The sequence below is a fragment of the Pseudoalteromonas sp. AWH4_217 genome, assembly GCF_056161105.1.
Map to the genome: position 1 here is coordinate 117993 of NZ_JBSWYM010000007.1, position 18566 is coordinate 136558.

The 18566-nt window shown below is 48.9% G+C and carries 20 protein-coding genes; 11 read left to right on the forward strand and 9 right to left on the reverse strand.

What is annotated here, in order from left to right; translation table 11 throughout:
- The first annotated feature begins 127 nt into the window (after positions 1-127).
- Both ACXAH1_RS10350 and ACXAH1_RS10355 read left to right on the forward strand, forming a co-directional pair.
- Positions 128-643: a hypothetical protein gene (locus ACXAH1_RS10350; protein WP_253047710.1), complete on the forward strand. Its 516-nt coding sequence runs from the start codon at positions 128-130 to the stop codon at positions 641-643.
- Positions 644-646: 3 nt separating this feature from the next.
- A complete protein-coding gene (locus tag ACXAH1_RS10355) occupies positions 647-859 on the forward strand; it encodes a helix-turn-helix domain-containing protein (RefSeq protein ID WP_253047714.1) in 213 nt (70 codons plus the stop codon).
- Between the two features lie 48 nt (positions 860-907).
- Here ACXAH1_RS10355 and ACXAH1_RS10360 read toward each other — a convergent pair whose 3' ends face one another.
- Positions 908-1702 (reverse strand): putative porin, encoded by a 795-nt coding sequence (locus tag ACXAH1_RS10360; RefSeq protein ID WP_475196519.1) that lies wholly within the window; start codon positions 1700-1702, stop codon positions 908-910.
- 171 nt (positions 1703-1873) lie between these two features.
- On the opposite strand from ACXAH1_RS10360, the gene ACXAH1_RS10365 reads away from it, so the two are divergent.
- The 5 genes from ACXAH1_RS10365 to ACXAH1_RS10385 all read left to right on the forward strand — a co-directional run bounded on the left by ACXAH1_RS10365 (position 1874) and on the right by ACXAH1_RS10385 (position 9200).
- Positions 1874-2545, forward strand: a complete 672-nt coding sequence (locus tag ACXAH1_RS10365) for a response regulator (RefSeq protein ID WP_475196520.1) — start codon at positions 1874-1876, stop codon at positions 2543-2545.
- A complete protein-coding gene (gene creC, locus ACXAH1_RS10370; RefSeq protein ID WP_475196522.1) occupies positions 2542-3990 on the forward strand; it encodes a two-component system sensor histidine kinase CreC in 1449 nt (482 codons plus the stop codon). Before ACXAH1_RS10365 ends, creC begins: the two co-directional genes overlap by 4 nt.
- 77 nt (positions 3991-4067) lie before the next feature.
- Positions 4068-5399, forward strand: a complete 1332-nt coding sequence (gene creD, locus ACXAH1_RS10375; protein WP_475196524.1) for a cell envelope integrity protein CreD — start codon at positions 4068-4070, stop codon at positions 5397-5399.
- Positions 5400-5658: 259 nt separating this feature from the next.
- Positions 5659-7506 carry a hypothetical protein gene (locus ACXAH1_RS10380; protein ID WP_475196526.1) on the forward strand — a complete coding sequence of 616 codons (1848 nt, stop codon included), beginning with the start codon at positions 5659-5661 and terminating at the stop codon, positions 7504-7506.
- On the forward strand, positions 7503-9200 hold the full coding sequence (locus tag ACXAH1_RS10385; protein WP_475196527.1) for a HEAT repeat domain-containing protein: 1698 nt from the start codon (positions 7503-7505) through the stop codon (positions 9198-9200). Before ACXAH1_RS10380 ends, ACXAH1_RS10385 begins: the two co-directional genes overlap by 4 nt.
- A gap of 46 nt (positions 9201-9246) precedes the next feature.
- On the opposite strand, the gene ACXAH1_RS10390 is transcribed toward ACXAH1_RS10385, so the two are convergent.
- Positions 9247-9600, reverse strand: coding sequence for a hypothetical protein (locus ACXAH1_RS10390; protein ID WP_253047728.1), 354 nt, complete (start codon positions 9598-9600; stop codon positions 9247-9249).
- 328 nt (positions 9601-9928) lie between these two features.
- Between ACXAH1_RS10390 and ACXAH1_RS10395 the strand changes: the two genes are divergently transcribed.
- Positions 9929-10315 carry a winged helix-turn-helix transcriptional regulator gene (locus tag ACXAH1_RS10395; protein ID WP_475196529.1) on the forward strand — a complete coding sequence of 129 codons (387 nt, stop codon included), beginning with the start codon at positions 9929-9931 and terminating at the stop codon, positions 10313-10315.
- A 3-nt stretch (positions 10316-10318) separates the two neighbouring features.
- On the opposite strand, the gene ACXAH1_RS10400 is transcribed toward ACXAH1_RS10395, so the two are convergent.
- Genes ACXAH1_RS10400 through ACXAH1_RS10410 form a run of 3 tightly spaced genes read right to left on the reverse strand, consistent with a single transcriptional unit; the run spans position 10319 to position 11516 of the window.
- Complete coding sequence (locus ACXAH1_RS10400) at positions 10319-10522, reverse strand: tautomerase family protein (protein ID WP_475196530.1); 204 nt, start codon at positions 10520-10522, stop codon at positions 10319-10321.
- A gap of 2 nt (positions 10523-10524) precedes the next feature.
- Entirely contained in the window at positions 10525-10908 is a 384-nt protein-coding gene (locus ACXAH1_RS10405) for a nuclear transport factor 2 family protein (protein WP_475196531.1), read from the reverse strand.
- Positions 10908-11516 carry a glutathione S-transferase family protein gene (locus ACXAH1_RS10410; RefSeq protein WP_475196533.1) on the reverse strand — a complete coding sequence of 203 codons (609 nt, stop codon included), beginning with the start codon at positions 11514-11516 and terminating at the stop codon, positions 10908-10910. Before ACXAH1_RS10410 ends, ACXAH1_RS10405 begins: the two co-directional genes overlap by 1 nt.
- 188 nt (positions 11517-11704) lie before the next feature.
- On the opposite strand from ACXAH1_RS10410, the gene ACXAH1_RS10415 reads away from it, so the two are divergent.
- The gene (locus ACXAH1_RS10415) at positions 11705-12607 is read left to right on the forward strand and encodes a LysR family transcriptional regulator (protein ID WP_475196534.1); all 903 of its coding nucleotides are present in this window, start codon (positions 11705-11707) and stop codon (positions 12605-12607) included.
- A 13-nt stretch (positions 12608-12620) separates the two neighbouring features.
- Here ACXAH1_RS10415 and ACXAH1_RS10420 read toward each other — a convergent pair whose 3' ends face one another.
- Both ACXAH1_RS10420 and ACXAH1_RS10425 read right to left on the reverse strand, forming a co-directional pair.
- Complete coding sequence (locus ACXAH1_RS10420) at positions 12621-13328, reverse strand: nitrilase-related carbon-nitrogen hydrolase (RefSeq protein ID WP_475196536.1); 708 nt, start codon at positions 13326-13328, stop codon at positions 12621-12623.
- A gap of 15 nt (positions 13329-13343) precedes the next feature.
- Positions 13344-13931: an alpha-ketoglutarate-dependent dioxygenase AlkB gene (locus tag ACXAH1_RS10425; RefSeq protein WP_475196537.1), complete on the reverse strand. Its 588-nt coding sequence runs from the start codon at positions 13929-13931 to the stop codon at positions 13344-13346.
- Between the two features lie 151 nt (positions 13932-14082).
- Between ACXAH1_RS10425 and rluA the strand changes: the two genes are divergently transcribed.
- Positions 14083-14736: a bifunctional tRNA pseudouridine(32) synthase/23S rRNA pseudouridine(746) synthase RluA gene (gene rluA / locus ACXAH1_RS10430; protein ID WP_475196742.1), complete on the forward strand. Its 654-nt coding sequence runs from the start codon at positions 14083-14085 to the stop codon at positions 14734-14736.
- On the opposite strand, the gene ACXAH1_RS10435 is transcribed toward rluA, so the two are convergent.
- Positions 14714-16036, reverse strand: a complete 1323-nt coding sequence (locus ACXAH1_RS10435) for an amidohydrolase (RefSeq protein WP_475196539.1) — start codon at positions 16034-16036, stop codon at positions 14714-14716. The two genes, rluA and ACXAH1_RS10435, sit on opposite strands and share 23 nt — an antisense overlap.
- A 173-nt stretch (positions 16037-16209) precedes the next feature.
- Between ACXAH1_RS10435 and ACXAH1_RS10440 the strand changes: the two genes are divergently transcribed.
- Positions 16210-17412 carry an HD-GYP domain-containing protein gene (locus ACXAH1_RS10440; protein ID WP_475196541.1) on the forward strand — a complete coding sequence of 401 codons (1203 nt, stop codon included), beginning with the start codon at positions 16210-16212 and terminating at the stop codon, positions 17410-17412.
- A 29-nt stretch (positions 17413-17441) separates the two neighbouring features.
- Here the strand turns inward: ACXAH1_RS10440 and ACXAH1_RS10445 are convergent, their stop codons facing one another.
- Positions 17442-18557 (reverse strand): general secretion pathway protein GspB, encoded by a 1116-nt coding sequence (locus ACXAH1_RS10445; protein WP_475196544.1) that lies wholly within the window; start codon positions 18555-18557, stop codon positions 17442-17444.
- Positions 18558-18566: the final 9 nt, after the last annotated feature.

Consider the following 18566-nt stretch of genomic DNA (forward strand, 5'->3'; position numbering starts at 1 on the left):
GCTTGTTGAAAAACATCATTACACGATTTTTTATTATTGTAAAACGATAATTTATTTTCTTTTTTCAGAAATTAGTTTCTGTGTGGTATTATTCTTATCAAGAACAACGTAGAAAGAAGGGATCTTTATGGTCAAATCAACAGACAAAATTCAGCGCTGGTGCGGTACCTTCCGCGCTGCTGTGCTGGGTATCAGTGGCATCGTAATTTCGTTTCTGGCTTATCAGCTTATCGTCAATGGGCAAGTGCGTTATTTAGATAGCGAGTCATTCGACTTACTGTGGCAAAGTGAGCAAGTAGGTAACGGCGTTTTATTTGCTCTGTCTGTCCCGCTGCTGGCTGGTATGCTATTGAGTGTGTACTGGATCATTCGGCTGATGAAACTTTTTAGCAAGGGGCTGTTCTTTCACAACAGCTGTTACACTTGCTACCTGGGCTTTATCTGGACAAAAATCGCGCTGGAACTGTATTCATCAGGCCTGACTTTCTCGCTGGATTACTGGTATCACTCGCTCTACCACTCCAATCAGGTGGTGTTAAAAATCCCCTTTGGTGAACTCATGACACTCGGACTATTTGCCATGGTGGCATACCTGCTAAAAGCAGCAAAAGAAATAGAAGACGAAAACAAGGAGTTTATTTAAGTCATGGAAATTGTTGTCAACTTAGACGTAGTAATGGCAATGCGCAAAGTGTCATCAAAGGAGCTGGCTAAAGCCATAGGGATCACCGAAGCGAATCTATCCTTGCTCAAGCGCGGCAAGGTCAAAGGTGTGCGCTTCGAAACACTGGCACAGATCTGTCATTATTTAGAGTGTCAGCCAGGCGATCTGCTGGCCTTTAAATCAGATGGGGAATAACAATCCAGGGTTGCAGGATACACTGCAACCCCAGGCTTCATAAATGAATTAAAACTGAGCGACAAACTTTAAGCTGGTCTCTTCACCGGCATCACGGTCAATGTATTCAGCAGTCAGATAGTAGCTGTCGTTGAAAAAGTACTTACCCTGCAACGCCAAATCGGAGTCATAAGAGCCAACGCCTACAGCAATGTTGCGGTTAAAGTAGTAATTTACCAGGGCATTATTGTACGAGACATCTGTGTAACCTAAATCGATCTCATGGTGAGATACATCCACGCTGATATAACGCTCAGCATCCAGGTGCATAAAGTAGCGGCCAGATACTGTGTAGTTGTCCATCTCATCATCTGTATCGATAGTCACACCTAAATAATCGGTGTCATTGAGCTGATGATTATACTCAGCTTTTAACCAGGTGCTGTCTGATCCCAGGTCAGACTCATTGCGACGAACACTCAGCTTCAGCTTGTCGTTGTACAAATACCCGATGCCGTAAGTGTAATGGTCATCTATTTCACCCAGGTCACTGACTTGACCAATCACGAATACTTCTTTGCTGAAATATCCCTCACCGGCAAAAGAAAAGCGGTTCATATACTCATCGTTGTAGTAACTCAGGCCCACATTGCTGTCTGTATCCAGGTAACCATAATCATCCCAAACACCAGAGTTCTGTTGCGGAGCAAAGAAATAACGGCTGCTTAGCATCAACGCATCGTTATCAAAGGTACGGTCCTGATCAGTATAGGTTGCACTGTTAAACCATTGCTTGGTTTGTGTGGCATGAGCGGATGTGGCGGTAATAACGGCGAGTGCCGCAAGTGTGAGTAGCTTTTTCATAAAAACCCTTTATTTCCATATAGTAAAGCGGTATTGCTCACGACTCTGTGAGCGCCGCGCATAATATAGAGACTTAACTGAACGCGCAATGACTTTTTCAGTGTTTTACCGTTTTTTGCTTTACGGGTAATATGTTTAGCGACTCTTTACACAAACAGACAGCGACAACAGATGAGCATAGTGATAATTGAAGATGAGCCTGCGATTGCCGATACGCTGGTTCATATTCTGGAGATGGACGGGTTTGACGTGCAATGGTTTACCACCGCCGGCGATGGGCTGACGTACTTGCAACAGCAGACCGCCGATTTAGTGATCCTCGATGTTGGCTTACCCGATGGCAATGGCTTTGACTTGTGCAAGCAACTGCGCCAGTTTTCTACGGTGCCTATTATCTTTTTAACCGCGCGGGGTGATGAAATCGATCGCGTGGTAGGTCTTGAAATTGGTGCTGACGATTATGTCACTAAACCTTTTAGTCCAAGAGAAATGCTCGCGCGGGTGAAGCTCAGATTAAGAAAGCCTCAGCCAGCTGCTGCGACTACACCCGTTCAATCGGTAAAGAAATGGGAGGCTAAAAACTTTGATTATTACTATCAGGGAATGGCGCTGGGGTTGACTGCACTGGAATTTAAAGTGGCTCATGCCCTGATCACACACTCACCAAATGTGCTAAGCCGAGCACAGCTGTTGGATGCCACTCAAGCCCCGGCAGATTGCGGCTATGAGCGAAATATTGACAGCCATATCAAAGCAATACGAATAAAAATGAAACAATTAGGCTGTTCTGAATCGTTAAAAACTAAGCGCGGATTTGGTTATTACTTCGAGGAGTTTTTGTGAAGTCACTACGCTGGCCTCGCATCCCTCTGGGGCTGAGATTTTTCTTTCTATACCTCATCATGGTACTACTGACGACCTATGTGATCAGCAACACTATGTTGCGTGAAATTAAACCCACCATTCGACAAGCCACAGAAGAAACGCTGGTGGATATGGCCAACTTATTGTCTGTTGTTGTGGCGGAAGATTTAGCCCAGGGGAGCGCTGACAATAGCCGGCTGGTGGAATTAATGCGGGTATATGGGCAGCGCAAAGTGGATGCCGCAATCTGGGGAATAGAAAAAACCAACATGTCGCACCGCATTTACCTCACCGATCACAACGGCATTGTGGTTGCCGACTCGTGGCAAAAAGACGTCGGCAGTGACTTTTCTCAGTGGAATGACGTCTATCTGACATTGCGCGGTGAGTACGGTGCGCGCTCAAGTGCCACCGACCCGAAGGATCCTTTATCAACCGTCATGCATGTTGCCGCACCAGTGATATATCAAGGTAAGATCATCGGCAGCCTCACCGTTGCCAAAGCAAATCGTTCTGTTCAGCCATTTATTGAGCACAGCCAGCAGCGGATCTTAAAGTGGCTCGGCCTGCTGAGTTTACTGGCCCTGCTGATAGGTGCCCTGATCGCCTGGCGCGTCAATTCCGCAGTCACAAAGCTGGCTGAATACGCCAGAAAAATGGGCCTGGGTGAACAGGCCGCGAAACCCCAGTTTCGGATCTTCTACGAATATCGTCAACTGAGTGACGCCTTAGAACAGATGCGAAACCAGCTCGACGGCAAAGTGTATATCGAGCAGTATATAGAAACGCTCACCCACGAACTGAAAAGTCCGCTTTCTGGTATCAAAGGCGCCAGTGAACTATTGCAGATGCCCCTGAGCGAGGACAAGCGCCAGCAGTTTGCAGGTAATATAGAGCGAGAAACGCTCCGTATGCAGCAACTGATTGATAGATTGCTCGAGCTGGCCCGGCTGGAGCAATTACCTGCTCTGAACACTCGACAAACGGTGCCGATTGCGCCCCTGCTCGACAAATGTGAGCAAATACTTACAAATCGACTAATGCAAAAGTCTGCCACCTTCAGTACCTCGTGCAGTCAAATCACAAGCGTCAATGGCGATCCATTCCTGTTACAGCAAGCCTTGCTCAACCTGCTTGAAAACGCACTGGACTTCGTCACACCACAGGGCGAGATCCGCCTGTCCGTCACACACAGCAGCGACACCTGCACATTCAGCATTTATAACACGGGCCCGGCAATTCCGGATTATGCCCTGCCCAGGTTATGTGAACGGTTTTATTCCCTGGCACGCGCGAATGGAACAAAAAGCACCGGGCTGGGCCTCAACTTTGTCGAAAGAGTTGCCAGACTACATCAGGGGAAGCTGGCTATCAGTAATCATGAGCAGGGAGTCATGGCCACCTTCACCATAAAATCACCATAAGATCCCCACATAAGCGCCATTTAAACACCAATCAGCTCGGTTAGCCTGTATCTGCATCAGGTTTAACCGAGACACTTATGACACAACAAATCACAGAAAAAACCGGGATTAAACTAGCCATCATCGCCGCAATCATCGTATTGCTGATGATCCCCATCGCCATGATCAGCGACCTAATCGACGAGCGATCATCCACTCAGCACAAGGTGCAACAGGAAATAGCCCGCAGCACCAGTGGCACCCAATCTTTAATAGCACCATTTCTTTACGCCGAATACGAAGTAACCAAGGTGATCGACGGCGTGCAAACACCGCAAAAGCATCGCCATGTCATACTTCCTGAACAGTTGACGGTATCGGGCACGCTAGACACCTTTGAAAAATACCGCAGCATCTACAAAGCACAGCTATATCGCGCAGACTTGAAGCTGACAGGCCATTTTGATAAGCAACAATTGCATGATTTAACTCAGCTGCCGTTGACCCGCCTGAGCATGGTAATGGGGATCAGTGATATCCGGGGGATTGGCCAAAACACGCAGGTCTCAATAAACGGCCAGACACACACACTTATACCGGGGACCACACTTAACTCAATTGACGAGGGCGTGCATATTCCACTGACTATGGCAGTACTGGAGCAGACAGCTGTGACATTTGATATCCAACTGCACTTGCAAGGCATGAGCACTTTGGCTGTCGCGCCTCTGGGAGTGCACACTCAGGTCTCGCTCGAAGCCAACTGGCCACACCCCAGTTTTCAGGGAGATTATCTGCCCGTTCGCTCTGATATCAGTGACACTCACTTTAGTGCCAGCTGGGAAACCAGCTACTTTGCGACCAATATGAAAGAGCTTTTCTCACGTTGTCTCTTTGGCAACCAATGTGAAGCATTAGAAGCACGTAATATGGGCGTACGTCTGGTGGACCCGGTCGATCATTACCTTAAGAGTCATCGCGCCACCAACTATGCCCTGCTGGTGATTATTCTGGTGATGTCGAGCTTCTTTTTACTGGAACTGAGTAAATCCAAAGCCATCCACCCGGTACAATATGGCTTTGTCGGCTTATCTTTGGCGGTCTTTTACTTGTTGCTGATTTCTCTGAGCGAACACCTTGGATTTAGCTGGGCTTATACCCTATCCGCACTGGCGGCAATTATATTGCTTGTGAGCTACATTTGGGGGATCCTGCAAAGTGCACGACTGAGTATCAGTTATTTTGCCGGACTCAGTGCATTGTATGCCATGCTCTACGCTATGCTGAGTGCCGAACACTATGCGTTGCTCATGGGTAGCCTCGTATGCTTTGTTGTACTCGCAGTTGTCATGCTCGCAACCCGGCATGTTAACTGGTACGGTGCCGCTAAGGTGCCTGTCAGAGCAAACTCAGAAGCATCAACTCAATAACGGACATTACCGGCCAGGTGCCAGAGCCGTTCACTCAGGCGCCTGGCCGTTAACCTGATACCTGAAAGAGCACATATGCACGACTCTATAATTGATAATATCAGCACAAATGAGTCAATCAGACATGCTTTCGCACCTCCATCAGCGCCCCTCTTAGTACTTCAAGATGGCATTTGTAACTAAACTCCATCCAAACTCATTATTCCTCCATATTTTTGCGATATACTGAACATTGGGTAAGAATAGAGTAGGAAATACAATGCGCCATTTTACACGTGCTATGTTAGCCGGAGCGATGCTAACCATGCTGTCGGGTTGTGAACTCGGCAGTAACGACGCACAAAGCAATATTGCCATCACCAAAGTATCCACAGGTCCGCTTGAAACGCTGGAACCGAACACAACGGTGACGGTCTTCTACGATGTTGATATCACCGGCTTTAAGGATATTGACGTCGACGTACATTTTTATCTGGTACACGCAGCTGAGCTGGACACCTCTGACGGTGAAGAAACCGAAATTGAAGAAGTGCACAAAGTTGGCGCATTGGAATTAACGCAGGTATCTGAGGGCAGTCACAACTTCCAAACTGACATTACCATTCCAGATACACTATTGGGTGGTCACTATCATCTGATAGCACAAATAGACCCTCATGATGACCATGTTGAAGATGTCGAAGAAGACAACCACCCATCGGTAGATCATGAACCCTTTGCAGATGGCGACTTCCCGTTTGCAGATATACATGTACGCGTCTTAGAAAGTCACGACTACAAACTCGTCAGTGCTGCATTTGGTCAGGAGGCGCTGATCCTGGATGTGCCCAACACCAATGACGGTACCAGTGAGCATCATTCCGATCTGGTCGGCTATCTGAGCGCAGATTACGAAGGTTCGAACCTGGGTAGTACCGCTATCACAGCAGAAGTGTTGGTAAACGGCAACTGGCAACCAACCCATTTCTGGAATGCCGAAAATACCGCTTACGAGGCGCAGCTAACCCATAACTTTACTGCCGGCTTGCACGATGAGCACATTGGTTTTGACATTGCCCTGGATGACGCCCTGCTGAGCCAGATTTATCAGGGTTATGACGCCACTCAGGGGCAGTCTTTGCAAGTTCGCTTTACCTTAACGGATCTGGCGCAAAATGCAGAGACCATCACAGACAACAATGTGATCGAAACTGAGATCCCTTTGTACTTCTTTACCGCAGAAAACACAGACACAGAGCAAAGCCTGGCAAAACGTGATGCCCAGTATTCAGTGGGTCTGGCGAACATCAAATTAGAAAAAGAATTTGATAAATCTTACGGCGATAAATCAAAGTTCAGTGTCGGCGTTGACTTAAGCGGCCAGCTGTTTATTGTACCGACCGGCGATCCGGGCGGGCGCATTGCCGGCGAAGGCGTGGTCGAAGCCTACTTCTTTAACGCGCAAAATACCTTGTTCAGTATTTCCTATGACGGCAGTGCCTATATCAGTGGGCAAAACACCGGCTATGCATCGGAAATGATCATCTTTAATAACGTTGCGTTTGAGGATGAGAAGTACACCACGAAATACGAAAAATCCTGGGAGAAATCCTGGGAAGAGGAAAAAGTGCTGGCCCAGGCTCGCTTTACCATAGGTCCGGTTCCTATGAGTGTTGAAGCTGGTGTCACTGGTAACCTGGGTTTTGAGCTGACAGTCGGCTACAACGCAGAGCTCTATGCTGAAGGTGACTTGTTCCATGTCGACTTTGGCGCCTTCGGCCGTGGCGGTGTTAACCTGGGTCTGGTCTCAGCCGGTATCCAGGCGATTTTGACCTTAATCGACAACACTTTTGCCATGGAGTCTAATGCAGGCTTTGCTCTGGTCTCAACCGGTAACAAAGCACCGCACATTTATTATGGTATTGAACTGAAGAACGACCTGGATGTGATCTCAGGCAAATTTGGTTTATACGCCGAAACCATTGGGGTCAAGTGGTGTAAGAAATGGGGTATTCCTTATCCTTGTGGTAAGAAAACTCACCGTTACGACCTGTGGCTATACCAAACGCCAAGCGTATATAACAAATCCTGGACTCTGTACTCCAAAGAGGACGAAATCGAACTATGACCTTGTGTCGATCGACTCTGCTTGCGGCGCCCTGGGTGGCGCTGACAAGCACTCAGGTAATGGCTGGCACACTCTGCCAGCCACAATACCGGTTTGATATCCAAACCCAGACTTCCTTTGATTACATTAAGCTGCAAAGTGCCCCGCAAACGTCGACGGTGCATTTGCAGGGCAAGCTGTCGCTTAAAGCGGCGCAAAAAGGCGAAGAGAAAAACTGGTGGGCCATCAAGGCCGATCAGGTTGCTGCCATTCAGGGTAAAACGCAGATCCCCCTGCCCAGTTATGAGCATGCCTTTGCCTTTAAATTAACGGACAAAGGGCTTATCAGCGATTTCTACTTTGCCGGTGAGCTCGACCAGCAAACCCAGGACAAGCTCAAAGGGCTAGCTTATTATCTGCAATATCAACGTGATATCAGTCAGGTAAGTAAAGAGCCCGATACCCTTGGGCAATACCAGCCTGCATACCAGCAAGCCGATAAGCAACTAAAAATGGTCAAACAACACTACAGCGACTTTGACCGCACTGTGCTGAGCACCTTTAATCGTATTGAGGTGCTCGACTCCGCACACCTCATTACACCCTCAGCTTGCTTTATTGAACACAGAGAAGGCCAGGAAGCCCTCGCTTTGACAGGCACAGATCTGCGCTTTGGTTCACAACAAAGCTATACACTGACACTGGCCCCTCAGCCATTTAAGAGCACTTTATACGAGCTGGACAACAACCTGGCGGCTTGGCAGACAACTGAGGCAGAACTCAGTGACGCTGAAAAAGCACGGCTGGCGGCTGAGCTAAACCAGTTGATTACCACGCAAGATATTACTCAGATAGACGCCCATACCCTGTCTATTCTGCTGCAAAAATACAATGCTGTGATTGGCACTCTGGCGCCGCTCATACTCTCGGGCGAGTTAAACGATAAAGCCCAGATGCGCCTGTTCAATGCACTAGGACAACTCGACTCGGATACTAGCCAGCAATTACTTAGCCAGTTATTACTGGCTGAAAAGCAACCTTTAACTCAGTTTCGTGCGCTGCGCGCGCTGACTCAGGGCAATGCCCCCTTGTCACAGCAGGCTGCAGACATGCTATTGGGGATGCTGACCGATGGTTTTAGTACTCTTGACTCAGAAGTCGAATCCAGTTTCTACATGACATTGGGGATCTTGCTCAACAATCGTAGCGGATCTGACACAGCCACACAGTTAAGTCTGGCCATTACTGAACAGATCACGCTGGGTGAAAGTGAAGGCAAAACGGCCAGTCTGCTCACCGCATTGGGGAACAGTCGCGACCCGCAGCATGAGCCATTGCTCGCAGCTCACTTGTCTGACAACAGCGCCCGTATTGAGAAAGCTTCTATCCGTGCGCTGGGCATGATGAAAACCGACACGGCTTATCAAAACCTGGAACAGCACTTCTTCAAGTCGCCTGAGCGTAATAAAAAAGCGCTGCTCAGTGCCCTGGGGAATTATCAGATGAGTGCGAAAACCAGTGATACCGTGCTGAATATGGCGGTCAGTGATCAGGACGACGCCGTTCGCCTGGCCGCTATCAAAGCCTTAGCAACTCAAAAGCAAAAAGACGGTATAAAACCCATACTGCGTCAGGCACTGCAAAACGAGACCTCGCGGCGAAACTTTAAGGCCATCATAAAACTGCTACACAGCAAAGAAGAAAAGGCGCAATAGCGCCTTTTCTTCTTTTTGGAAAACGGTGTCTTCTGGACAAACCAGATTATGATTTCTTGTGTTCTACAGAGTAAAGCTCGCAAACGGGGTCCGTAGAACCGCTCCATTGCTTATTATCATGACCTCCTAAAATCACCGGTGTTCTGGCATGATACGCCGCAAGCAGCATGCTATAAAGAGATTCAAACCCTACGCTGTCTCTGTTGACAAAATACCCAGACGAGCACTTTGCTCCATTCTTCTTGAGAGAGATGAAAACGTCACCTTTGCCAAATTGTGCGTAGGATATTAAGCGGTTGACTTCACTTTCAGAGGTAAATTCAACCTCTGAAAAACTATACGGGGAAAACGTAAACAACGCTGCAACTGCAAGCTTTGAAAGAACATTTAAATGACTCATTGAAAACACCTTTTAATATAGCCACATCTTGTAAATAAATAGAGGTTTGTTAATGAACGCAGCGCCTGACTAAATTGCTCCTATTCGGGCAGTCACGCTACACAGCAAACGCGCCATATTAACACAAAGAGTTAAACAATATTTTCCCGTTACACAAAAACGACCCGCTCGCAAAGAAAACTTCCACGAGTACAGGCTTGGACGCTAAGCTTAGACCTTTAACCCAATCGGTTACTTATGTATACTAAGGCCATTAATTATTCGTAACATGGCTCATTTCGACAAAGCAGCCTATTTTATACTTAACCCAAATTCAGGAATTAGTATTGTGAGCGATACCAAAGCGCAGACTCGTCGGGTGTTTGAACAAAACGCACGTTGCCCCATCCGTAATGTGGTGGCACAGATAGGTGATAAATGGTCGATTTTAATCCTGTTTGCACTGGTCGATGGCCCAGACCGTTTCAACGCCCTAAAATCAAGGATTCGGGGAATTTCGCAGCGTATGCTGACACAAACATTGCGTGACCTGGAACGCGATGGCTATGTCAAACGTACTGTCTACCCCCAGGTACCAGTAAAAGTGGAATATGAGCTGACTGAACTGGGTCGGGGACTCGCCAAACCCGCCTGGCAGCTGGTGTCCTGGGCCGACGATCACTTCGATGAAATAAGCGCCGCCCGTACTCGGTATGACGAAGCCAATAAGCTGTAATTATTATAATTGTCGCTGCCTGAGCGCCGTGACCTGTTCAAAGCCAATCCCCCAGTTGTCAGTCGGGACTTCGTCAATGACCACAAACGTCGTCTGTGGATTTTTACCTAATACATCTACCATCAGCTGGGTGGCACCTTTGATCAGTGACTGCTTCTGCGCGTTTGTCACGCCCTCATCAGTGACTTGAATATGAATATAAGGCATAGTTACTCCTGATATGTGTGTGGTAAATTCGCGTACATTTTGTTGACTATCCGCCACTGCCCCTGTTCTTTCAGCAGGCCGAGAAAGTCGATATAGTGATGTTCAAACAGCGGGCATAACACCTTGACCATAGCCTGCTGCCCAAGCCAGTCTATCGCCAGTATCTGATAGGAAAATTCATCGCCGTTTTCTGCCGGTGACGTGCGGTCGCTGACCAGTTGCAGCCATTCATCCCGGGTGCGCCTCAAACCCGGGGCTTTGAGCCAGCAGTCGGGGTGGAACAAGTTCCGTAATGTCTCACTATCTCCCTCATGCAGCCCTGTAAAGTAACATTGCACCATGGCCCGGATCTCGCTCAGCTCCCTTTTCATCTCAACGTGATCCATTATGCCCCCTGCGCCTGTTCAGCCTGTAAGGCCGCGACAAAACCAGGCATGCAAGTAACCGCTTCAATCATGCTTGCAGTGCGAGGGGGTATTATAATGTCGACAGCAAAGGCAGCTCCCCAACGCGAGTAAACAGCCAGCAAAATATCAGCGACACAAGCATGCTGGCCACCCAGAAATGGCTGAGATTGCAACTGAGATTCAACCTGCTCCCATAACTGATTGATCACCTTTGCGGCCGCCTCAAACAGCTGCTGACGCACAGCACCGCCCTCAGCAGCCTGAGCCACAAAAAACAATTTGGAGTAGGCTGGGTGCATGGTGGCATTGGCAAACAGCAAGTGCTCCACTGCACGGCGACGAGCGGGCCCTTGCTCTGTGGGAAACAAACGGCTGGGGTGCTTGCTGGTAAGGTGCAGCATAATCGCAGCCCCTTCAACCAGCTTGTCGTCGCCATCTATCAATACCGGTACCTGTAGCCCGGGGTTCACGGCGGCAAAGTCACTGAGGCTGTCGGCACGGATAAGCGTCACATCCTGCCTAAGCTCACGCAATACGGTGTGTACGGCCAGTGAGCAGGCTTCTTGCTTATAGTATAGGGTGTACATAGTCATAGTCCTTCTTGTTGTGTAATTCAGATGAAATAAGCGTTCTTCACCTGCAGATATGTTCAACCCTGTTAGTCTATGACTTGTGCTTTGTTTGATATATAACTACAAAAGAAACCAAGTGTTCACACACAAGAAACAGTATATCCTTGATTTGATATGCTCCACTGCCCCTAAGGATAATTTAAATGAACAAGCTACGTGCCATTGAACTCTTTGTGAAATTGGCGGAGGTTGGCAGCTTTACCCGGGTTGCTGAGCAGTTCAACACATCAAAGTCGATGATCAGCAAAGAGATTAGTCGCCTTGAGGATCAACTGGGTGCGCGCTTGCTCCATCGCACCACCCGCCATCTCCAGCTGACCCAAGTCGGTGAGGGCTATTTACAACGTGCCAGAGACATTCTCAGTAAACTGGAAGAAGCGGACTCCTTTGTTCTGTCAACGCAGCAGGCGCCCAAAGGCAAGTTAAAAATTAATTTACCTATGGTGCTGGGGATCACAGATTTGGGGAAAGTGTTTGCGGACTTTATGCAGGCTTACCCGAATATAGAACTCGACATTCATCTTGGTGATGAGGATATAGACCTGGTTGAGCAAGGATTTGACCTTGGACTGCGCGCCACCAGCCGACCCATCGACAGTAATTACATTGGACGTGAAATAACCCGTTTTGACTATCATATTTGCGCCAGCCCCGAATACCTGGCAACAAACCCAGCCATTGATCACCCGCGGGATTTAACTCTGCATAACTGCTTTGAATACCGCTACTTCAAAGGAAAAAATATCTGGCCTTTGGATGAAGGAGTAAAGATTTCGGGCACGCTCAAAGCGAACAACGTCCTTTTTATGCTGGAGTCTATTAAAGCTGGATTGGGTATTGGTATCTTACCTGAATTTGCCTGCCGGCAAGCAATTGCGAGCAAAGAGGTAGTCAGTATTCTGCCAGACAGTAAGAAGCCACAACTCACCCTGCTGGCACTCTATCCTGCCCGCCATCACGTTCCGGCCAGCGTGTTGCAATGCATTCAGTTTTTACAGCACTGGTTTACGCATCATTATCCGCATACTGACCAGATACTCCGATGACGTATGAACCGGATCAAAGCGCTATCTCAATCACCCGCAATTGTTGAGACTCGTCTCCCTGTGCCAGTACCTTGCCTTGTGGGTCTACAATCAGGCTGTTGCCGATAAAGCGCACACCCGTTTCGCAGACGTGATCCATGCCAAGGCGATTGGCTGCTACCACATACACCCCGTAGTCCTTTGCAGCCTGAGTGATCACCTCAAGGCTGTCCTCACCACAAAAATTCGATGGGTTAAGGATGATTTGAACCCCTTGTTCTTTCAGACTGCTCAGGCCATCTTCGAACCAAATGTCGTAGCACAACAAAACGGCAATTTTAACGCCCTTCACTTCATAGACACAGAACGCCTTCCCTGCGTCAAAGCGCATTTTATCCGTTGGCGCAAGATGTACCTTACGATGCACACCGAGCACTCCCTCTGGGTCGACAAGCAAAGTGCTGTTAAAAAGCGCATCGGCATCTCGTTCAGCCAGGCCCGCGGCAATACAAGCCGATTTTTCCCGGGCCAGAGCTTGCAATAGCAGCGAAGATTCACCCCGGCGCATATCCTCTGCCAGTTCACTTACCTGTTTACGGTCAAAGAACAAACTGCCGGTAGTGCACAACTCTGGCAATAGCAGAAGATCAAACTCATCATTGGCGAGCGCTTGTTTAATGGTAGCGCGATTTTGCGCAGGTTCCGCAAACGCCACATCAAACTGAAAAAAACCGACTTTCATTGTTATTCCTTATGGCTAGTTTTGGGCAAACTGACGAAAAGTCAGGTTAAAGCGCGGACCGGTTCCTTCCGGAGCACGTGCTATCGCATGCTGATACTTGCTCTGAAAACCTGGGCCCATCAAAAACAAAGAGCCGTTTTCCAGTTCAATTTCATAGTGTTCCTGATGATCTGTTTCATTGCGGATCAAAAAGGTACGCTCAGCACCTATACTGAGCGATGCAATGACGTTGGTGGGTCCAAATGCTGACAAGTCGCAATGAAAGTCCATCGACTGTTCACCATCGGGGTAATAGAGGCAAACACATACAGCAAACTCCAGCCCGGTCAGCTCGGCAATGCGCTGATGAATTTGTTCGATTAAAGGAAACCAGGGATGTTGTCTGCCATGATGACGCTCAAATTTCCCTGACTCTGCCAGTGACGGCGCCAGCAGGTTTATTTTCCATGGCAAAATAGGCATGTCGGTGCCATTGGGCAAGGTAATGATTTCAGGCTGTGATACATCAAAGTGTTCTGTCAGCGACTGAAACAGCGCCTGGCTTTGTGCGTCACTCAGAAAGTCGGGGTCATAGCTGGATTCGCAGTGTAATGGTAGCTTCATACTTGATTCCTTTACGCGCTTATGTGTTGCACTTTCACTTATCTTCTGACAGGTGTCAATAACAAGACATTACGTGTATTGTGATTGGCCTTTTCGCCTCACGCTAGGTAAAATGTCGGCCCTTGAAGTCGATGCCAGTTGCAGGTTATTTGTGTTAGTCAATTACGCTCCTCCCACCGATCCCTATCTTGATATTCTCTATCAGGACGAACACATGCTGGTGTTAAACAAACCCAGTGGCTTGCTGAGCGTGCCGGGTAAAGATCCAAAGCACTGGGACAGTGTGATCAGCCGGGTTAATCTGGTGTTTCCCAACGCAAAGATAGTCCATCGTCTGGATATGGCAACATCCGGTGTGCTGTGTCTGGCCATGCATAAAGCAGCGCATCGATTTCTGAGTATGCAATTTCAGGATCGTCTGACTGCTAAACGTTATATTGCCCGCGTGCATGGTCATCTGAAACAGGAACAGGGCTCTGTGGATCTACCACTGATCTGCGACTGGCCAAACCGTCCAAAGCAAATGGTCTGCCACGAGACCGGCAAGCCTTCATTAACCCATTTTGAAGTGTTATCACACGAAGCCATGGCAACCCGCGTCAAGCTTACCCCGATCACCGGACGCTCCCACCAGTTACGGGTGCATATGCTATCACTCGGCCACCCCATTTTAGGAGATCGCCTCTACTCGCAAGGTGAAGCGCTGGCAGCAGCATCCCGGCTTCAGTTGCACGCAGAAATGCTGCAGATCAGTCACCCAGAATCTGAACAGAGGATGACCTTTATTGCACCTGTGCCGTTTTAAACAGATCCAGCGCGCTGGCGGTCATGGCACGTACGCCGGTTTTTATGGTCAGCGGATAGTCCGGTGCAAACTTGCTCGAGTGCAATGACGGCAGTGCTTCACCTGAAAACTGAGCCTGCTGATATGCTTCGGGCTCAACCCCACCCAACCAGAAAATCGTTGCCGGGATATTTTCCGGAGTACGGCCATACAAGCCAAAATCTTCACCGGCCATCACAGGCTCTGCCTTAACAACGTGTTCATCACCAAGCTCAGTACGAATGCTCTTTTCAACCCGCACAGCGAGCTCAGGCGTGTTATAGGTTGAAGGAATGCTCTCTTCTTCATGAACATACACAATTGGGGCGAGTTCAGGCGGCAAGCCCGCACTTTGAGCAATCCCCCTGGTCATGCGCTCCAGTGCGGCAATTTGCTGCTCGCGGACAGCGGGGTCATATGAGCGCAGTGTCAGCTGAAGTTTAACTTCGTTAGAAATGATATTGTGTTTTGAACCACCATGAATGGAGCCTACCGTGATCACCGAAGGTTTTAACGGCGAAATTTCGCGGCTGGTAATGGTTTGCGCCGCCAGTACAATGCGTGATGCCAGCACCACTGGGTCAACTGTGGTATGAGGATAGGCACCGTGACCGCCTTTGCCGCGCACTATGATGTCTACCGAGTCAACATTGGCCAGTGCATAGCCCGGTGCAATGGCAACCTGCCCTGCCGGTAACGACGCACTGACATGTAGCCCCAGAACATGATCGGGCTTAGCAAAGCGGCTAAATAAGCCTTCCTTAAGCATGGCTTTCGCACCAGCCCCGACTTCTTCTGCGGGTTGAGCGACCATCATCAGGGTACCCTGCCACTGATCGCGGTTATTCGCCAGCTGCTGAGCGGTACCAATAAAGCTGGTCATATGAATATCATGGCCACACCCATGCATGACACCGACTTCGTTGTTGTTGGCATCTTTAACCCGCACTTTAGATGCATAGGGTTTACCGGTTTGCTCAACAATTGGTAAGCCATCGGTATCGGCGCGGATCATCACTGTTGGCCCCTCACCGTTGCGCAGCAATCCAACCACGCCATGTCCGCCGACCTGCTCGGTCACGTCAAATCCCAGTTTTTGAAGTTCATGCGCCAGTCGCTTTGCGGTCAGCTCTTCCTGGTAGGACAGTTCGGGGTTTTGATGCAGATGCAAATAGAGTGCCTCTAACTCAGGCAAAGCCCGGGATACCTGGGTATCCAGTTGATAGGCCAGCGCGCAATGACTCGCCAACGCCAGCGATAGTGCAGATAGTAGTGTTTTCATCGTTATTATTCTTACCGTTTTTTTTGGATAACCAGCTTGCGAAGAAATTTTTCTAATTGCAACCTCTTTGCGGTGTCAGGGCGATGATAAAAGGCGCAGCCGCACCGATTATTCCTTTCTTTCTGCATAACTTTTGCTAAGCTTAAAGTCTGAACAACCATCAAATTGCAGCCGTGAAAACGATTACTATCAATGACTTAAAGCCTGGTATGTTTGTGGTCAGTGTCACCCGACAGGCAGGACACGTACGCGTTAAAAGTCAGGGCTGGGTGCGCACCGAAGGCGCCATCGGCTCTTTACAAAAAGCGGGCGTGCTCGAAGTAGAAATCGATCCGGACAAAACCCTGCAGGCCAAAACCAAAGTTCAGTCTGAACCGCAAAATGAACCACATCAGGATAATGTCACGGTGCATGACCCCTGGCACAAAAGCACCAGTGTTGAGGCCGAGCTGGACCATGCAAGTGCCTTATACGAGGAAGCCAAAGGACTGCAGGAAAAAGCCTTCGCTGACGTCAAAGCTGGTAAAGCCATTTCGGTTGAAGAGTTTAAACAAACGGCTTCGGGGTTTATTGACTCCATTTTTCGCAATCAGGACGCACTGGCCTGCATTGCCCGGATCCGTGAAAAAGACAGCTATTTACTCGAGCACTCACTGAATGTGTCTATTCTGATGAGCATTTTTGCTAAACACCTTGGCCTTGAACGCGACATTATCGAGCAGCTCGCCACCGGCGCCTTGTTGCATGACATTGGCAAAATCAAGGTGCCAAACGAAATCCTTAATAAACCCGGTAAGCTCACCGACAACGAATATCAGCAAATGATGACCCATGCCAAATACAGCTATGAGATTGTTGGCGAAAGCGGACTGGGCCAGATAGCCACAGAGATTGCGGGCTTTCACCATGAACGTCTGGATGGCAGTGGTTACCCCTTTGGTAAACAAGGTGATGACCTGTCTCAGTATGTTCGCATGGCAGCCATCGTTGATGTTTACGATGCCCTGACAGCAGAACGCGTCTACAAGGTAGGGTTAACTCCAATCCGCGCCTTTCGTATTTTAAAAGAAGGCACACCGGCGCATTATGATGCCGATCTGCTGGCCCATTTTATTAACTGTATTGGCGTGTACCCGGTTGGCACTCTGGTCAAACTCAAAAGTGAGCGTATTGGCATAGTGGCGTCAAGTAACCCCAACGAGCCTCTTAAGCCAGTGGTGAAAGTGTTTTATCACGCCAAAAACATGCTTTATACCGAAGTAAAAGACATTGACCTGGCAGATAAGCGTGTGACCGATGAGCTGGAAGCGGCGATCAAACCGGAAGAGTTCAGCATTGATCTGATCCGCTTTTTCCGCCACACCATGATGCCCTGAATAATAGCAATGTGTAGTTGGTATAAGTGTTACTGGTTGTCAGGCCAGTCTTGCATCGCCTGCAGGGTAAACTCTATCCCATCAAAATCGAACATGGCTTGCTCTGGGGTGATTTCCACCAGCTGCAGGGCACCCATGTTATCGCCTTCATACAATTCACGGTTATTCAGTTTAATCCAACGCTTTTGAGCATCGGTGGCGTAAATATGAGCCTGGTAACGCAACCTTGGCAGGCTGTTTTGTAGCTGCTCTGGCAGTAACTCAACGGGCGTTGCTCTGGCCGACCCACGGGTGCTGGACAAGACTTCTGAGACAATACGATCCGACTTAGGCGCGGTTTCTTCCACAGCCTGTTCAAACGCTTTCTTTAATTCATCAGGCACGCCAGCAAGGGCCTCGGCTTCCTGGCGTTGTGCTTCTTGTCGGGCAGCATTGGCTCGAGATTGCTCCAGTGGCACACCCAGTACCCGATAGCCGCTTAGATCTTCCAGCGGCTGCTGATTCGGGAGCCCCTGATTGGTCGCATAAACAGGCTGGTTATTGGGCCGGAAACCTTGCTGTACCGCTGTATACTGATTGCCGACTGGTTGCTGAACAATCTGCCCATTGGCAGAGACCGGTACCAGCTGTTGCGAATAAACCGGTTGCCCCTGAGCATCAAAACCAACCTGGACTGACATCCACTGATAGTGGATCTGACGCTGCGCGTTATGCATGACAGGATTAATCGCCGGATTGACACCCTGACTCACTGGTTGACTGACAATCTGACCAGTCTGAGCAACAACCGGATTACCCATAGCAACCTGATTATGGGGCACCTGAACATTTGCCGGCACGGCCGTTATTGGCGCTGCGGCAGTGGCGGGGCTGTCTTGTTTCTCTGCCTGATTCGCCACTGTAACATTTGCGGTGTCATCGTGCTCAGCGGCTGTTTTCGCAACCACTGCGTCGGCCTGCCTCTCCTGAAAGGCTTCACCGACAAAATAGCCAGCGCCCAAAGCACATACGCTGATCAGCGCGCCACCCAGAGACAGACTTAGACGGCGATAGAAACGGACCTGTTGCTCATGACGTGATTGTTGATAATCCTGCTCAGAGTCGATTTGTTGAGATTGTTTTAATGCATTGATTAGGTACGACATATCACACCA

Bases quoted from the DNA above. Each gene is read 5' to 3' on its own strand.
- ACXAH1_RS10350 (WP_253047710.1), top strand. From the start codon at position 128: ATGGTCAAATCAACAGACAAAATTCAGCGCTGGTGCGGTACCTTCCGC.
- ACXAH1_RS10355 (WP_253047714.1), top strand. From the start codon at position 647: ATGGAAATTGTTGTCAACTTAGACGTAGTAATGGCAATGCGCAAAGTG.
- ACXAH1_RS10360 (WP_475196519.1), bottom strand. From the start codon at position 1,702: ATGAAAAAGCTACTCACACTTGCGGCACTCGCCGTTATTACCGCCACA.
- ACXAH1_RS10365 (WP_475196520.1), top strand. From the start codon at position 1,874: ATGAGCATAGTGATAATTGAAGATGAGCCTGCGATTGCCGATACGCTG.
- creD (WP_475196524.1), top strand. From the start codon at position 4,068: ATGACACAACAAATCACAGAAAAAACCGGGATTAAACTAGCCATCATC.
- ACXAH1_RS10380 (WP_475196526.1), top strand. From the start codon at position 5,659: ATGCGCCATTTTACACGTGCTATGTTAGCCGGAGCGATGCTAACCATG.
- ACXAH1_RS10385 (WP_475196527.1), top strand. From the start codon at position 7,503: ATGACCTTGTGTCGATCGACTCTGCTTGCGGCGCCCTGGGTGGCGCTG.
- ACXAH1_RS10390 (WP_253047728.1), bottom strand. From the start codon at position 9,600: ATGAGTCATTTAAATGTTCTTTCAAAGCTTGCAGTTGCAGCGTTGTTT.
- ACXAH1_RS10400 (WP_475196530.1), bottom strand. From the start codon at position 10,522: ATGCCTTATATTCATATTCAAGTCACTGATGAGGGCGTGACAAACGCG.
- ACXAH1_RS10405 (WP_475196531.1), bottom strand. From the start codon at position 10,908: ATGGATCACGTTGAGATGAAAAGGGAGCTGAGCGAGATCCGGGCCATG.
- ACXAH1_RS10410 (WP_475196533.1), bottom strand. From the start codon at position 11,516: ATGTACACCCTATACTATAAGCAAGAAGCCTGCTCACTGGCCGTACAC.
- ACXAH1_RS10415 (WP_475196534.1), top strand. From the start codon at position 11,705: ATGAACAAGCTACGTGCCATTGAACTCTTTGTGAAATTGGCGGAGGTT.
- ACXAH1_RS10420 (WP_475196536.1), bottom strand. From the start codon at position 13,328: ATGAAAGTCGGTTTTTTTCAGTTTGATGTGGCGTTTGCGGAACCTGCG.
- ACXAH1_RS10425 (WP_475196537.1), bottom strand. From the start codon at position 13,931: ATGAAGCTACCATTACACTGCGAATCCAGCTATGACCCCGACTTTCTG.
- ACXAH1_RS10435 (WP_475196539.1), bottom strand. From the start codon at position 16,036: ATGAAAACACTACTATCTGCACTATCGCTGGCGTTGGCGAGTCATTGC.
- ACXAH1_RS10445 (WP_475196544.1), bottom strand. From the start codon at position 18,557: ATGTCGTACCTAATCAATGCATTAAAACAATCTCAACAAATCGACTCT.